Here is a 14,812-nt window from a genome sequence, read left to right as displayed (position 1 = left end):
ATGGCCCATGACATCCTGATCGTCGACGACGAGCCGGACATCAGCGGCCTGGTGGCCGGCATTCTGGAAGACGAGGGCTATTCGGCCCGTACCGCCCGCGACGCCGACAGCGCGCTGGCGGAGGTGGCCTCGCGCCGGCCGAACCTGATCTTTCTCGACATCTGGCTCCAGGGCAGCCGGCTGGACGGCCTGGAATTGCTGGACGTCATCAAGCGCGAGCACCCGGAAGTGCCGGTGGTGATGATTTCCGGCCATGGCAACATCGAGACCGCGGTCGTCGCCATCAAGCGTGGCGCCTACGATTTCATCGAGAAGCCGTTCAATGCTGACCGGCTGGTGGTGGTTACCGAGCGGGCGCTGGAGACCCTGCGCCTGCGCCGCGAGGTCCGCGAGCTGAAGCAATTGACCCAGCCGCACACCATGGTCGGCCGCTCCAGCGTCATCCAGCAGTTGCGGGCCACCGTGGACCGGGTCGGCCCCACCAACAGCCGTATTCTGATCATCGGCCCGTCGGGCTCGGGCAAGGAGTTGACGGCGCGCCTGGTGCATGCGGCATCCGCCCGCGCCCAGGGGCCGTTTGTGGTGATCAACGCTGCCGCCATCACACCGGAGCGGCTGGAGTTCGAACTGTTTGGCGTGGAGGAAGGCGAGGGGCGCGAACGGCACCGCGGGGCGCTGGAAGAAGCCCACGGCGGGACGCTGTTCCTCGACGAGATCGCCGACATGCCGCGCGAGACCCAGAATCGGGTGTTGCGGGTGCTGGTGGAGCAGACCTTCACCCGCATGGGCGGCACCGAAAAGGTGCGCGTGGACGTGCGGATTATCTCCTCCACCGGGCGCGACCTGGAGGCGGAGATTGCCGCGGCGCGGTTCCGCGAGGATCTCTATCACCGCCTCAGCGTGGTGCCGATCCGTGTGCCGCCTTTGGCCGAGCGCCGCGAGGACATCCCGGATCTGGTGGATTTCTTCATCGAGCTGATTTCCCAGACCACCGGCCTTCAACGCCGCAAGGTGGGCGAGGACGCCATGGCGGTGCTTCAATCCCACGATTGGCCGGGAAATGTGCGCCAACTGCGCAACAATGTGGAGCGCCTGCTGATTCTCGCCGGCGGCGATCCGGATGCGGAAGTCACCGCGTCCATGCTGCCGCCGGACGTGGGAGCGCTGGTGCCCAGCCTGCCCAATGGGAATGGCGGCGAGCATCTTATGGGGCTGCCGCTGCGCGAGGCTCGCGAAGTGTTCGAACGGGAGTATCTTGCGGCGCAAATTAACCGCTTTGGCGGCAACATCTCGCGGACCGCGGAATTTGTCGGCATGGAGCGCTCGGCTCTGCATCGAAAGCTCAAGGCTCTCGGCGTAGGCTGAGAGCCGGGGAACGGGTAAGGTTCAAACTTCGGGGCCGGGTGGGCAAGCACGGGCAGCAGAGTCGCCCACGCCATCGGGCTCCGACCTATGGGGAAAGACCGGTTCACCCTTGAGATGGCATCCGTCTCAAGCGTGAAGCGGCCTTTGGGGGAAAAGCCAATGAAGGTCGTGATCTGCGGGGCGGGGCAGGTGGGGTTCGGCATCGCCGAGCGCCTCGCTGGCGAGCAGAACGACGTGTCCATCATCGATGCCGATCCGCGCCGTATCCAGATTGCCACCGAGCAACTGGATGTCCGCGGCGTGGTGGGGCACGGCTCGCATCCCGATGCGCTGGCCCGGGCCGGCATCGAGCAGGCGGACATGCTCATCGCCGTGACCCTGCATGATGAAGTCAACATGGTGGCCTGCCAGGTGGGCCATTCGCTGTTCAACGTGCCGACCAAAGTGGCCCGCATCCGCGCGCAGACCTATCTGCAGCCGGAATGGCGCGCCATGCTCTCGCGCGACCATCTTCCCATCGACGTGGTGATCTCGCCCGAGATCGAGGTGGGCGAGATGGTGCTGCGGCGGCTGTCGCTGCCCGGGGCCATCGATACCGTGACCTTCGCCGACGGGTCGGTGGTAGTGGCTGGAGTCCATTGCGGCGACGACTGCCCGGTGGTGGATACGCCGCTGAGCCAATTGACCCAGTTGTTCCCAGATCTGGCGGCGACCATCGTCGCCATCAACCGCGGCGGCAAGGTCCAGGTGGCCCGCTCCAGCGATCATCTGCTGACCGGGGATATCGCCTATTTCGTCGCCCAGGCGGATCAGGTGAGCCGCACCCTGTCCATTTTCGGCCATGACGAGATCCCGGCCAAGCGGATCATCATCGGCGGCGGCGGCAATATCGGGCTCTATGTCGCCCAGGAACTGGAGAAGCGCAATTCTGCGGCCAAGATCAAGGTGATCGAGCATTCCCGCGCCCGCGCGCAGGAGATTGCCGAGACCTTGTCGCGCTCGGTGGTGCTGAATGGCGATACCCTTGCCCGCGAGATCCTGGACGAGGCCGGCGTGTCCGATGCCGACACCATGATCGCGCTGACCAATGACGACCGCATCAACATCCTCTCGTGCCTGTTGGCCAAGCAATTGGGCGCGCGGCGCATTCTCGCGCTGCTGAATGAGCAGGGCTACGCCACCTTTGCCCGCGGCCTGGGCATCGATGCCCATGTGAACCCGCGCCAGATCACCGTGTCCAAGGTGCTCCAGCATGTGCGCCGTGGCCGGATCCGCGGTGTCCATTCGCTCCTGGACGGTGCTGGCGAGATGATCGAGGCCGAAGCCCTGGAGACCTCGCCGCTGGTGGGGCGCCCCTTGCGCGACATCGATCTGCTCGACGGCTTGCGCATCGGCGCCATCGTCCGCAATGGCGTGGTGATGCTGCCCAAGGGCGATACGGTGGTACGGGCGCAGGACCGGGTGGTGCTGTTTTCCGTGGCCGAGCGCATCAAGCGCGTGGAACAGCTGTTCCGCGTCAGCCTCGAATTCTTCTGAGAGCTGCGATCCCGTCCATGGCCTCCGCCATCCGCCTGTTTGCCTTGGTGCTCGCGCTGGTCGCGGCGGCGGCGCTCGTGCCGGTGGCGGTTTCGCTGTTTGCGCATGAGGCGGTCGCCGCCAGCTTCCTGGCCACCACCATCGCCTGCACCTTTCTGGCCGGGGCGGTCTATTTCTCGGTTCAAGGGCAGGCCTCCCGCATGCGGCGGCTGCATCTGTTCGGGGCGGTGGCGGCGCTCTGGGTTCTGGTGCCCTTGGCCTGCGCCCCGGCCATCGCCTTTGCCGGCCAGATGAGCTTTCGCGCCGCCCTGCTGGAGGCGGTGTCCGCCTTCACCACCACCGGCGTGTCCTCGGTCGCCGACGGGCCGGCCAGCCTGTTTCTCTGGTTTGCCCTGCTGCAATGGGCGGGCGGCCTGCTGACCATCATCGCCGGCATCGCCGTGCTGGCGCCGGCGGGCGCGGGCGGCCTGCCGGATCGGGCGGTGTCCATCGGCGAGGCGCACGAGGCCATCGACCTCATGGATGCCCTGCGTATCGTCGGACCCATCTATGCCGGCGCCACTGTGCTGGCGTTTCTGGCCATGCTGGCCACCGGCCAGTCTCTCTATGCCGCCTTGTGCCTGGCCAGCGCCGTCACCTCCACCGGCGCCCACCTGCCGCCCGAGGCCCATGAGGCCGTCTTCGCCGGCACGGCGGTGAAATGGGTGCTGCTGCCGTTCCTGTTGTGGTCCGCCACCAGCGTGCGCTGGCACAAGGCCCTGGTGTCGCGGCGGATCAATGCCGCCCCCGAGCAGGGCGAGAGCTTGATTCTGCTGGCCTATTTCCTGGTTCTGGGCATCGTCTTCGCCGCCTTCTTCTTTCGCGGTTTGGCGGGGCGCCCGGTGTCGGAGGCGGTGCCGGACGGGCTGTTCATGGCCGCCTCCCTGATCTCCACCACCGGCCTTGCGCCCTATGCCGGGGCCTATGCCCATGTGCCCGCCGGCCTGGTGCTGCTGGTGGCGCTGGTGGGGGGCGGGGCGCTGTCGGTGGCGGGCGGGCTCAAGATCCTGCGGGTGCGGGCTATGTTGTTGCGGGCGCGGGGAGATTTGCTGCGGCTGGTCTATCCCAATCTGGTGCAGCCCTCGCGCACCGGGGAGGGGGGCGTGGGCTCGGCCATGCGCGGGGTCTGGGTGGGGGCGATGGCCCTGCTGATGACCTTCGGCGCGGTGCTGATCCTTATGGCCACAGGGTTTGTGAGCTTCGATGCGGCGCTCACCGGGGCGGTGGCGGTCATCAGCAATGTCGGGCCGATCTATGATCAGGCCGGGCAGGGGTGGCCGGGGTTCGATGGGCTGAACCCGCTGGCGGCGCTGGCGGCAGGTGTCGGCATGATCGCCGGACGGCTGGAGACGGTGGGGCTGTTTGTCGTCATCCATCTGATATTCTGGCGGAATTAGGCGCGCGGCGATGAATGGCGCGGTCCGCCCCCTCGATTTCCGGCCCCGGCCTTGCCGGCGCCGGCAGTTACACATGTGACGTCTGTCGCATCACAAGTTCCCCGAAATTCACCACGGAACAGTCCCATGTCACGCATCGCTTACGTCAACGGACAATATGTCATTCACGCCGATGCCAGCGTGCATGTGGAAGATCGCGGCTATCAGTTCGCCGACGGCGTCTATGAGGTCTGCGAGATCCGCGACGGCCATCTGGTGGACGAGCGCCGCCATCTCGACCGCCTCGACCGCTCCCTGCGCGAACTGCGCATCGACCCGCCCATGGATCGCGGCCCCCTCGGCGTGGTGCTGCGGGAGGTGGTGGCGCGCAACCGGGTGCGCAACGGCCTCGTCTATCTCCAGGTGACCCGCGGCGTCGCCCGCCGCGACCATGCCTTCCCCGCCGCCGGCACCCCGGCCAGCCTGGTGGTGACCGCCCGTTCGGTGAACTTCGCCGCTTCGGACAAGGGCGCCGAAGTGGGCATCAAGGTCATCACCGTGCCGGACAATCGCTGGGAGCGGGTGGACATCAAGACCGTGGGCCTGTTGCCCAACGTGCTGGCCAAGCAGGCGGCCAAGGAGGCCGGCGCCAAGGAAGCCTGGTTCGTGGATGCCTCCGGCCATGTGACCGAGGGCTCCTCCACCAATGCCTGGATCGTCACCGCCGACGGCAAGCTGGTGACCCGCTCGGCTGAGAGCGGCATTCTGCGTGGCATCACCCGCACGGTGCTGTTCGATCTGGCGGAGAAGGAGCAGCTGCGCATCGAGGAGCGGGCCTTCACCCGCGAGGAGGCGATGGGCGCCCGCGAGGCCTTCATCTCGTCCGCCACCAATCTGGTGATGCCGGTGGTGATGATCGACGGCCAGGCCATCGGCGAGGGCACCCCCGGCCCCATGTCCCGCCGGCTGCGGGAGCGCTATCACGCTTATGCCGAATTTTCCGTGTGAGAAGCCCCTGACCCCATCATGTTGCACGGCAAAATGATGTTGCACTGGCGTCCTGTTGTGCGATGCTAGTGTGCTTATTCCCGCCCCCGCATGGCAGCGACGCCCGGCCCCCAGCTCGGCGCCGCGCTCTGGGGAAAGGGCGGGGCAACGCCGAAAGAAACGGACATCAAAATGGCGGCGGAACGTACACAAAATCTGCAAGACACCTTTCTCAATCACGTGCGCAAGAACAAGGTTCCGCTCACCATCTTCCTGGTGAATGGCGTGAAGCTTCAAGGCGTGGTAACGTGGTTCGACAACTTCTGCGTCTTGCTGCGGCGCGATGGCCACTCTCAGCTGGTCTACAAGCACGCCATCTCGACCATCATGCCCGGCCATCCGGTGCAGCTGTTCGATCCGACGGACGAAGTCGCCGCGGAGAAAGCGTGACAGTCGGAGAAAGCGTGACAGAAAGCGTGATCCTGAGTGGAGTCTAAAGCAGAGCGGGGCGCAAGCGCGGGTGGGGCCAAGGGCGTGGATCGCCGCGCCCCCCCGACCCGTTGCGCCGTCATCACCCCCTTCCTCAACAAGAAGTCCGCCAAAGGCCATGTGGACCGCCGCAGCCCGGAGGCCCGCCTGGCGGAAGCCGTGGGGCTGGCGGCGGCCATTGATCTGGATGTGGTCTATGCGGGCCTCATCTCCCTGTCGGAGGTGAAGCCCGCCACCTATCTGGGCTCCGGCAAGGTGGAGGAGATCCACGACATCGTGCACGACCAGGAGGTCGGGCTGGTGTTCGTGGATGCGGCGCTCTCCCCGGTGCAGCAGCGCAATCTGGAGAAGGCGTTCGAGGCCAAGGTGGTGGATCGCACCGCCTTGATCCTGGAGATCTTTGGCAGCCGCGCCCGCACCAAGGAGGGCACGCTGCAGGTGGAGCTGGCCCATCTGAACTATCAGCGCTCGCGCCTGGTGCGCTCCTGGACCCATCTGGAGCGCCAGCGCGGCGGCTTCGGCTTCTTGGGCGGCCCCGGCGAGACCCAGATCGAGGCCGATCGTCGGCAGATCGGCGAACGCATCCTGCGCATCGAGCGCGATCTGGAGCAGGTCAAGCGCACCCGTGCGCTGCACCGCACCAGCCGCAAGCGCGTGCCTTATCCGGTGGTGGCGCTGGTGGGCTACACCAATGCCGGCAAGTCGACTTTGTTCAACCGCCTGACCAAGGCGGAGGTGATGGCGCAGGACCTCTTGTTCGCCACCCTCGACCCCACCTTGCGGGCGGTGGACCTGCCCCATGGCACCCGCATCATCCTGTCCGACACCGTGGGCTTCATTTCCGAACTGCCCACCCAATTGGTCGCCGCCTTCCGCGCCACCCTGGAAGAGGTGATCGAGGCCGACGTGATCCTGCATGTGCGCGATGTCTCCCATCCCGACACCGACGCCCAGGCGGCGGACGTGCGCGATGTGCTGACCGAGCTCGGCATCGATCTGGAGACCGGCCGGGTCATCGACGTGTGGAACAAGGTGGATCTGCTCACCCCCGAGGACCACGAGCGCCTCACCAACACTGCGGTGCGCACCGACGCCACTGAGCGCCCGGTGCTGGTCTCAGCCCTGACGGGGGAGGGGGCGGAGGCCCTCTTGTCCATCGTCGAAGGCCGCATCACCGCCGGACGGGTGACGCTGAAGGTGACCATCCCCGCCGAGGATGGCGAGGGCCTGGGCTGGCTCTATCGCCACGGCGAGGTGCTGGCCCGCGAGACTGACGAGGACGGCGTGCTGCGCGTCTCCCTGCGCATCCTCCCCGAGCGGGCGGCGCTGGTGAAGCGGCGGTTCGGGGCGGCGAGTGTAAGGCCGGGGTGAGCCCCTCGATTGTCCTCGCGTCTCAGGTTTGGCTGTCCTCGCGGCAGCTTGCCGAAAATGGCATTTGCGCTGAGTGCGGGGAGAGGCAGTTCTTGCGTCGATGGCGTCTTTCCTGCCGAGTTCCCTTGTCTGCGGCTATGTGCATTTCGACACCACATGGCACCAGTGTTTCTGCGCCACCCTGTGGCTGGGCCTGCCCGACCCACGACCGGCCTGGGCATTCACGTCCATCTGCGCAACCACTTTTGTGACCTGCCTACTACGAGCCACCCTCGCACCCGCGGGGGCGCAAGCATGTCAAGCTCAAATTCGAGGTATACATCGTCATCTCCGCCTTGCCGGTGATCCGCAAGGGGTGATGTTGGTACTAGCCGAGGCGAGCAGCTGGAGCAGGCGGCGCTGGTGGAAGCTGCGGTTCAGAGCGGCGAGTGTCGGGCCCTGGTGCGGTTTTGACCCATCGACGAAACAGAAGGTTCCGCTTCCGGGTATGTTTAACGCCACATTCCAAGCGACTGATGTTAGGCTGTTTGCGGACCGTCCACCAATGGTCTCGTAGAATATGGCAACATACTTATTCGCAAAGTTCTAACGGCCGCAATTGCCTCGAAGCGATAAATATTACCTAATCAGTAGTGTCGCACAGCAGTAAGAACCGCGCGGATAACTGCATTTATTTCTATATTAATTAAGCGATTTGATGTATTTTAGTGATGAGTTTATTAGGTGTTCTCCTTTGGGTTGATTGTAGGGGGCGGCATTGAATCCTGTGGACTGGGCTCAGATCATAAGTGCGATTGCCACCACGGTGGCGGCGGGGGCGGCTGCCTACACAACCCGTCTGGCTCTTAAGCAGCAGCGCTTCCAATTTAGTCCCCATTTGCAGATCGCAGGCGAATCTTTTCAAGTCCGAATGTGTCAGGAATCATTTAAGCGCGTATTTTGGGAAGAGCCCACTAAAGAGGCTTCGTATTTGAATGGCGGAACTGTTGATTATCGATTCCGTCTGACAAATACGGGTTCCGGTTCTGCGCAGGACATACGCATATTTGCTCAATTCGATCTTGAGTCAGCTTATCAGGATGTTTCTCGGAAACTAGCGCGATGCGCTCCGGGCATTGAAATACTGCAGGAAGAGTGGGGTGCTGGAGTGTTTGTTGATGGAAAACATATTGGTGGATTTAAAAATCCAGATCAAGCTTTTGGTTTTATTGATTATATTCGGCCATGCAGAGAGGATCGCGTAGAAGAGTTTTTTTTGATTGACCCTACGCTAAGCTTCTTTTCTCTTGTGTATGGGTATTATATTATGTGGGAGCTGATGAATAGCAATATGCGGCTGCCTGAACAGGTGATATATGTAGATTTTATTGTAAAATTTACTGATTCAGGTGGTCAAGAATGCGAGCAGCGGCACGCGCGGCAATTAGTCATTTCCGGGGGGCGCTGTAACAGTGATATGTCGGATGGAGTAATTGTTGTGAGTTTGCGTTCGCGCTAATTTGCGTCCAAGCAGATGAGAACTAGTGTAGTGGATGAATCTATGCATTGATTGACATAACTGGAGATTATCGCTTGCGCGGGCTGCGAGAACGCGTGGCAGCGACGATGTTGGATTTCAGGAAGGTGTGTCTTCGCCATTTATTACTGATAGGGCGCGTAAAGCCGAAGCTTCCCTCAGCCCGCCCAACCCCGCCAGCGCTCCCGGCACCTGATCGAGCCCGGTCAGCCCCAGCAGGGCCAGCGTGACGTCCAGTTCGGCGCGCAGGATCTCAAGCACTCACACGGTGCCCGCCGTGTCGTCCGCCGCCAGACCATAGAGCGGCCCATCAGGCCGCCGTCGGGGCCCAGCGCCAGATATTTGCCCACGTCGCGGCTCTCCGCGATGACAATCACCATGCCCCGCCGCCCCCTACGCCACCGCCTTCGCCACCATCTCCGGATGCAGGCCGATGACGCGCACATAAGCGATGGCGAAATCCGGGGCGGTGGCGCGGGCTTGCTCCCAATCGCGCAGCGTGCCCACCGGAACCCGGAAGCGGGTGGCGAACTCCGCTTGCGACAGGCCAAGCCCGGTGCGGGTCTTGCGGATCAGGCGCGCCCGCTGGCCGCGATCCAACGCCTCGGCGGTCACAGTGAAATCTTCGCTGTCGGCGGGGTCAGCCGGCAGCGGCATAGGCTCGTTCTTCACCGGCATGGCTCCTGCGCACCGGCATGAAGCGGGGCACATCTCCCCGCCAGACGATAGGCATCAAGAGTATACGGGATTTCCGTAGGCGCGAGCAAAGCGCAGAGCGGCACTCACCATCCCTTACGTCGTCATGCCCGGCCTTGTGCCGGGCATCCACGCCGCGCCGTTCGCGATGACGGGTTGAAGCCCATCCCAGCGGCGCCGCGTGGATGGCCGGGACAAGCCCGGCCATGACGGGGAGAGGTCCGGTCAGGAGCATCCGGCCGAACGCATCCGCCAAGCCTCAGCCCGCGTCCCGCTCCCCCCGCTTCGCCTCGCCCCACAGCGCCTCCATCTCGTCGAGGGTCGCCTCCTGCGGGCGTTTGCCCTGGGCGGCGAGGGCGGCTTCCACATAGCCGAAGCGGCGGGTGAACTTGTCATTGGTGCCGCGCAGCGCCGCTTCCGGGTCCACCCCCGCATGGCGGGCGAGATTGACCGCCGCGAACAACAGATCCCCCACCTCGTCCTGAATGGCGGCAATGCCCCCCTGAGCCAGCGCCTCGGAGACTTCGGCGGTTTCCTCGCGGATCTTGTCCAGCACCGCGCCGGCATCGTTCCAGTCGAACCCGACCCGGCCGGCCTTCTCCTGCAATTTCAGCGCCCGGGTCATGGCCGGGAGCACCACCGGCACCCCATCCAGCACCCCGCCGCCATCCTCCGGCGGCAGGCCGGCGGCCATGCGGCGGGCGGCGCGTTCGGCTTTCTCGGCGGCCTTGATCTCGCTCCAGGCGCGCTTGACCGCGTCCGGGGAGAGGTCGCGCGTGTCGCCGAACACATGGGGATGGCGGCGGATCAGCTTGGAGGTGATGGCCTCCACCACGTCGCCCAGTTCGAACGCGCCCTGCTCCTGCGCCAGGCGGGCATGGAACACCACTTGCAGCAGCAGGTCGCCCAGTTCGTCTTTCAGATCATCCAGATCGCCGCGGGCGATGGCGTCCACCACCTCATAGGCTTCCTCGATGGTGTAGGGGGCGACGGAGGAAAAATCCTGCTCCAGATCCCACGGGCAGCCGGTCTGCGGCGTGCGCAGCGCGGCCATGATCTCCACCAGGCGGGCAAGGTCGCGGGAGGGCTGCATGGGGATCTCCGGAAAAAGGTTGCCGTCCTTATGCCGGGGGCGGGGCAGGGGGGAAAGAGGCGAGATGACCTCCCCCTGGCCCTCCCCTTGCCGGCGCGAGCGGCTATGATGGGCGCAAGGAGAGAATTCATGTCCGCATCCGTTTCCGCCGTGCCGCCCCCTCCCGCCCGCAGCGACGGCATCCGGCCGGGGGAAGTCATGGTGGACTTGCCGCCCGCTTATGACGCCGGCCTGTTCTTCATCGGCGCCATCCGCACCCCGTTCGCCGATCGCGCCGCCTGTCCCAAGCGGGCCGAGCCGGACGGGCCGGTGTGTACCCTGGAGATCGATCCGCGCTGGCGCGAGGCCTTGAGCGGCATCGTCCCCGGCGGGCGGCTGCAGGTGCTCTATTGGATGGATCAGGCCCGGCGCGATCTGGTGCGCCAGAGCCCCCGCCGCGACGGCACCACCACCGGCACCTTCTCGGTGCGCTCGCCGGTGCGGCCCAATCCCATCGCCTCGTCGGTGGTCACCGTGGTGGCGGTGGATGGTCTGTCCATCCAGGTGCGCAGCCTGGATTGCGTGGACGGCACGCCCTTGGTGGATCTCAAGCCCGATTTCTGCGACCACGGCGCCGCCAAGGCCGACGCGGCGTCCGCCCCATGAGCGCCCAAACCGCCACTGGCCAAGACCCCAATGCCGGCGCCGTCGGCCTCTCCGGCGACGCGCCGTTTCTCACCTATGCCTATCGCCCCCGCATGGCCGGCGCCGCCACCCGCCTGACCCTGGACACCGGCGCCGCCGAGGGGGGGCTGGAATGGACGGTGGGGCCGCGCACCGGCCGGCTGCCGGTCAAGGACATCACCGGCCTCACCTTGCGCTATGAGCCGGGGCAATTGGGCTCGGCCAATTATGCCTTGCTGATCGCCACCCGCGCCGGCCCGTCGCTGCGCATCGGCTCGGTGTCGCGCACCGGGTTGACCGGGGTGACCGATCATCGCGCCGGCTTCGTCAGCTTCGTCACCGCACTGCACGGCGCGTTGGCGGCGGCGGGCGCGAGCGTGCGCTATGACGCCGGCCTGCCGCTGTGGCGCTGGCGGATCATGGTGGTGGTGGCGCTGCTGGTGGCCGCTCTGCTGGCCTGGATGGCGGTGAGCGCGGTGATCGCCGGCCTGCCCATCGAGGCGGCGATCATGGTGGTGCTGGCTTCTGTGCTGGCGTACCCGCTGGCGGAAACCCTGTGGCGCAATGTGCCGGGGCCTTATGTGCCCTCGGCGCCGCCGGCCCGTCTCTTCCCCGGCTGAGGCTCGCCGGCCTCGTCCGCCGCCTTGCGGATCAGGCCGGCGGCCACGTCGGAGAGGCGCGGCGCCGGCAGCGCCGCGAACGGCATCGGCCGGGTGACGGCGATGGCCGCCAGTCCCAGCCGGGCGGTCAGCAGGCCGTTCACCACCCCCTCGCCCAGGCGGGCGGAGAGGCGGGCGGCGATGCCATGGCCGAGGATCTGCTGCACCAGGCTGTCGCCCGCCGCCATGCCGCCGGTGACCGCCAGATGGGCGAGCACATGGCGGGTGAGCCGCACCATGCCGAGAAAGCCCGGCCGCCCGCCATAGAGTTCACACAAGCGGCGGGTGAGGGTGACGGCGGTATAGAGCACAAAGATCAGGTCCACTGCCGCCCGCGGCGACACGGCGGTGACCACCGAGACCCTTTTCGCGGCATCCGAGACCATGGCGCGGGCCTGGGCATCCAGCGGCCCCATCAAGGTGCGCTCGGTGACGCGGATCAGATCGGCGCCGTCAATGATGGCGCCCAGATGCGTGGAGAGTTCGCCGCGCGCCCGCGCCAGCTGCGGCGTCTCCTTGGCCAAGGCGAGCAAGGCTCGCGCCACCGCTTCGGCGTCCGGGCGATCATCGCGGGCGAGGGCATCGGCGGATTGTTGGCGCAAGCTGTCCAGCGACGACAGGCGCGCCAGCCCCATGGCCTCGCGGGTGAGGATCGCCACCAGCGCCACCGCCAGCAGGGCGGCAAAGCCGAGGCCCGCATACCCCAGCCATTCGGCGCGGGCGAACAGGTCTTCAATCAGCCGGGAGATGGCAAGGCCGGTGCCGAGACTGACCAGCCCGCCCAGCGCGGTCCAGAACAGCCCGCCCAAAGAGATGCCGAATCTGCTGCGCGCCGGAGGCGGCGCGGCAACCGGCAGGGCACGTTCGTCCACCACCGGCTCCAGAGGCGCGAGCGTCAGGCCGCCGTCGTCCAATTGGAAGATTTCGGGCCGGCGGCCCCGTTGTTCCACCATCCGCTCACTCAACTCCTGTGCCGGGACCATGGATGCCGGTCATGCCAGGCGATCGCCCAGCAGAAACTGGAGCGCCCGGTCCAGACGGATATGGGGAAGGGCGGCGCCGGCGCCAATGCCGCCCGGCGGGCGGAAGCGCAGGAAGCGGAAATCGCTGTCGGCGTCGTCGCCGCTGGCGAGGCCGATGAAGCCGCCGTCGGCGGCGAACAGCGCGTCGGGACTGGCGGGCAGTTCGCCGGGGAACACCCCCACTTCGGCGAGGCCGTCGAACCTCTGTCCGCCCGCGGATTGGCCCGCCTCTGGCGTGCCGACGATGGCCGGGATCAGCGTGCCGCCCCGGTTCACCGAAGCCTCCCGCGTCGCCCGCACGGCGGCGAGCGCCGCCACGTCGAACAGCGCGCCTTCCGCCTTGGCCCGCAGCAGGGCGCGATCCACCAGCCGCTGGAGGATGGCTTCCAGCCGGTCGTGGCTGGTCTGGTGCAGATGGTCGGCCTTGGTGGCGGCGAACAGCACCCGCTCGATGCGCGGCCGGAACAGCGCGCTGGCGATGTTGTTCCGCCCCAGCCGGAAGGCGGTGAGGATGCTGTCCAGCGCCCGTTCCAGATCGGCCAATGCCGCCGGTCCCGCATTCAGCGCGGACAGCGCGTCCACCAGCACGATCTGCCGGTCGAGGCGGGCGAAATGCTCGCGGAAGAACGGCCGCACCACGGCGTTCTTATAGGCCTCGAACCGGCGCGCCATCATGGCGCCCAGCGAACCGGCCTTGGGCGCGGTTTCGCCAGAGAGATCCAAGGGGGCGAAGGTGAGGGCGGGGGAGCCTTCCAGATCGCCGGGCATGAGGAAGCGGCCCGGCGGCAGCAGGCTCATGGCCACCCGCTCGCCCCGGCAGGCGGCGAGATACGCGGTGAAACGGGCGGCCAAGGCACGGGCCTGGGTCTCGTTTTCCGCCGAGGCCGGATCGGTTGCGGCGAGCGCCGCCAGGAACGGCGCCGACATGGCGGCGCGGGCGGGATCGCGGGCCAGATCCAGGCTGTTGCGGGAGAAGTCCGCAAAGCTCATGTCCAGCAACGGCAGGTCCAGCAGCCATTCGCCGGGATAATCCACCAGATCCAGGGTCAGGGTGCGCATGCCGCCCCGGCGCGGGGCATAGCGGATGGCGAGGCGCAACTCGCTGATGCGGGTGGTGGAGGCCGGCCATTGGCGCTGCGTGATGATCTGCGCCAGATGGTCCTCATAGGCAAAGCGCGGCACCGCATCGTCCGGCTGCGGCTTGAGGTCTGCGCCGGCGATGCGGCCGCTGTTGGCGGGCTCGAACACCGGCAAGCGCCCGCCGCGGATCAGCGCATGCACCAAAGCGGTGGTGAACACGGTCTTGCCGGCGCGGGACAGGCCGGTGACGCCCAGCCGCACCGTGGGGGCGGCGATGTCCTCCACCCGGTCCAGCAGCGAGCGCAGGCCGATGCGGGCCTCGTCGAGCAGCGTGATGCGTGCGGCCACCGTCAGTCGTCCGCGATCGCCAGTCCGCGTGGGGTGACGAAGCGATCCAGGCGCCCGCTCTCCGGGCTCACATCGGCCCAGTCGTCGATGGGCAGGTCGATCACCGCCAAGGCGCCGGTGGGAAATTTCTCGTGCATGGTGTCGCGCGCCCCATCGGGGCCGCCGCCCACCAAGGTGGCGGCGAGATCCTCGGTGCCGGGATTGTGGCCCACCAGCATCAAGGCATGCGCGGCGGCGGGCTGCTCCCGCAGCACCGCCAGGAGACGGGCGGCGCTGGCCTCATAGAGCCGCGGCTCGCTCAGCACTTCGGGAATGCCCAGAAGATGCGGCGCCACCAATTCCCAGGTCTCGCGGGTGCGGCGCGCCGGGGAGACCAGCACCCGGTCCGGCATCAGCGCCTCCTGTGCCAGATACTGGCCGATGCGGGGGGCGGCGAGGCGGCCACGGGGGGCGAGGGGGCGCTCGCGGTCGGAGATGCCCACCGGCCAATCGGATTTGGCGTGTCGAAGCAGGATGAGACGGCGCATGGAGCTGAAAGTCACCTCACGGGCGGGAACTCATCCTAGCATGCT

At 66.6% G+C, this 14,812-nt stretch carries 15 protein-coding genes; 9 read left to right on the top strand and 6 right to left on the bottom strand.

Translation table 11 applies throughout. From position 1 onward, the window contains the following. From AAG816_RS05175 to AAG816_RS05145, 7 genes are all read left to right on the top strand, one after another. Complete coding sequence (locus AAG816_RS05175; RefSeq protein ID WP_341988468.1) at positions 1-1,365, top strand: sigma-54 dependent transcriptional regulator; 1,365 nt, start codon at positions 1-3, stop codon at positions 1,363-1,365. A 159-nt stretch (positions 1,366-1,524) separates the two neighbouring features. After that, complete coding sequence (trkA, locus tag AAG816_RS05170) at positions 1,525-2,901, top strand: Trk system potassium transporter TrkA (RefSeq protein WP_341988467.1); 1,377 nt, start codon at positions 1,525-1,527, stop codon at positions 2,899-2,901. A gap of 17 nt (positions 2,902-2,918) precedes the next feature. Beyond that, positions 2,919-4,337: a TrkH family potassium uptake protein gene (locus AAG816_RS05165; protein WP_341988466.1), complete on the top strand. Its 1,419-nt coding sequence runs from the start codon at positions 2,919-2,921 to the stop codon at positions 4,335-4,337. Positions 4,338-4,463: 126 nt separating this feature from the next. Next, positions 4,464-5,324, top strand: coding sequence for a D-amino-acid transaminase (locus AAG816_RS05160; RefSeq protein WP_341988465.1), 861 nt, complete (start codon positions 4,464-4,466; stop codon positions 5,322-5,324). 171 nt (positions 5,325-5,495) lie between these two features. Then, entirely contained in the window at positions 5,496-5,753 is a 258-nt protein-coding gene (gene hfq, locus AAG816_RS05155; RefSeq protein WP_341988540.1) for an RNA chaperone Hfq, read from the top strand. An 84-nt stretch (positions 5,754-5,837) separates the two neighbouring features. Then, positions 5,838-7,163, top strand: coding sequence for a GTPase HflX (gene hflX, locus AAG816_RS05150; RefSeq protein ID WP_341988464.1), 1,326 nt, complete (start codon positions 5,838-5,840; stop codon positions 7,161-7,163). A gap of 757 nt (positions 7,164-7,920) precedes the next feature. Continuing rightward, positions 7,921-8,661 carry a hypothetical protein gene (locus AAG816_RS05145; RefSeq protein WP_341988463.1) on the top strand — a complete coding sequence of 247 codons (741 nt, stop codon included), beginning with the start codon at positions 7,921-7,923 and terminating at the stop codon, positions 8,659-8,661. Positions 8,662-8,778: 117 nt separating this feature from the next. Here the strand turns inward: AAG816_RS05145 and AAG816_RS05140 are convergent, their stop codons facing one another. From AAG816_RS05140 to mazG, 3 genes are all read right to left on the bottom strand, one after another. Further along, on the bottom strand, positions 8,779-8,940 hold the full coding sequence (locus AAG816_RS05140) for a hypothetical protein (RefSeq protein WP_341988462.1): 162 nt from the start codon (positions 8,938-8,940) through the stop codon (positions 8,779-8,781). Positions 8,941-9,072: 132 nt separating this feature from the next. Continuing rightward, positions 9,073-9,357 carry a helix-turn-helix domain-containing protein gene (locus AAG816_RS05135; RefSeq protein ID WP_341988461.1) on the bottom strand — a complete coding sequence of 95 codons (285 nt, stop codon included), beginning with the start codon at positions 9,355-9,357 and terminating at the stop codon, positions 9,073-9,075. A gap of 277 nt (positions 9,358-9,634) precedes the next feature. After that, entirely contained in the window at positions 9,635-10,468 is an 834-nt protein-coding gene (gene mazG, locus AAG816_RS05130; protein WP_341988460.1) for a nucleoside triphosphate pyrophosphohydrolase, read from the bottom strand. A 129-nt stretch (positions 10,469-10,597) separates the two neighbouring features. Here mazG and AAG816_RS05125 point away from each other — a divergent pair, with 129 nt between their 5' ends. Then, complete coding sequence (locus AAG816_RS05125; protein ID WP_341988459.1) at positions 10,598-11,113, top strand: TrmO family methyltransferase; 516 nt, start codon at positions 10,598-10,600, stop codon at positions 11,111-11,113. After that, positions 11,110-11,751, top strand: coding sequence for a hypothetical protein (locus tag AAG816_RS05120; protein ID WP_341988458.1), 642 nt, complete (start codon positions 11,110-11,112; stop codon positions 11,749-11,751). The genes AAG816_RS05125 and AAG816_RS05120 overlap by 4 nt, the downstream gene beginning before the upstream one ends. Here the strand turns inward: AAG816_RS05120 and AAG816_RS05115 are convergent. Genes AAG816_RS05115 through AAG816_RS05105 form a run of 3 tightly spaced genes read right to left on the bottom strand, consistent with a single transcriptional unit; the run spans position 11,709 to position 14,767 of the window. Next, positions 11,709-12,743, bottom strand: a complete 1,035-nt coding sequence (locus AAG816_RS05115) for a TIGR01620 family protein (protein ID WP_341988539.1) — start codon at positions 12,741-12,743, stop codon at positions 11,709-11,711. The two genes, AAG816_RS05120 and AAG816_RS05115, sit on opposite strands and share 43 nt — an antisense overlap. Before the next feature lie 39 nt (positions 12,744-12,782). Beyond that, the gene (locus tag AAG816_RS05110; RefSeq protein ID WP_341988457.1) at positions 12,783-14,240 is read right to left on the bottom strand and encodes a YcjX family protein; all 1,458 of its coding nucleotides are present in this window, start codon (positions 14,238-14,240) and stop codon (positions 12,783-12,785) included. 2 nt (positions 14,241-14,242) lie between these two features. Beyond that, complete coding sequence (locus AAG816_RS05105; protein ID WP_341988456.1) at positions 14,243-14,767, bottom strand: histidine phosphatase family protein; 525 nt, start codon at positions 14,765-14,767, stop codon at positions 14,243-14,245. Positions 14,768-14,812 lie beyond the last annotated feature (45 nt).

This window comes from Azorhizobium sp. AG788, assembly GCF_943371865.1.
Classification (GTDB): Bacteria; Pseudomonadota; Alphaproteobacteria; order Rhizobiales; family Xanthobacteraceae; genus Azorhizobium.
This window is presented reverse-complemented; position numbering and strand designations above follow the sequence as displayed.

Coding starts and splice junctions, on each gene's coding strand:
- AAG816_RS05160 (WP_341988465.1), top strand. CDS start 4,464: ATGTCACGCATCGCTTACGTCAACGGACAATATGTCATTCACGCCGAT.
- AAG816_RS05175 (WP_341988468.1), top strand. CDS start 1: ATGGCCCATGACATCCTGATCGTCGACGACGAGCCGGACATCAGCGGC.
- AAG816_RS05120 (WP_341988458.1), top strand. CDS start 11,110: ATGAGCGCCCAAACCGCCACTGGCCAAGACCCCAATGCCGGCGCCGTC.
- AAG816_RS05135 (WP_341988461.1), bottom strand. CDS start 9,357: ATGCCGGTGAAGAACGAGCCTATGCCGCTGCCGGCTGACCCCGCCGAC.
- AAG816_RS05125 (WP_341988459.1), top strand. CDS start 10,598: ATGTCCGCATCCGTTTCCGCCGTGCCGCCCCCTCCCGCCCGCAGCGAC.
- AAG816_RS05115 (WP_341988539.1), bottom strand. CDS start 12,743: ATGGTGGAACAACGGGGCCGCCGGCCCGAAATCTTCCAATTGGACGAC.
- AAG816_RS05105 (WP_341988456.1), bottom strand. CDS start 14,767: ATGCGCCGTCTCATCCTGCTTCGACACGCCAAATCCGATTGGCCGGTG.
- mazG (WP_341988460.1), bottom strand. CDS start 10,468: ATGCAGCCCTCCCGCGACCTTGCCCGCCTGGTGGAGATCATGGCCGCG.
- trkA (WP_341988467.1), top strand. CDS start 1,525: ATGAAGGTCGTGATCTGCGGGGCGGGGCAGGTGGGGTTCGGCATCGCC.
- AAG816_RS05165 (WP_341988466.1), top strand. CDS start 2,919: ATGGCCTCCGCCATCCGCCTGTTTGCCTTGGTGCTCGCGCTGGTCGCG.
- hfq (WP_341988540.1), top strand. CDS start 5,496: ATGGCGGCGGAACGTACACAAAATCTGCAAGACACCTTTCTCAATCAC.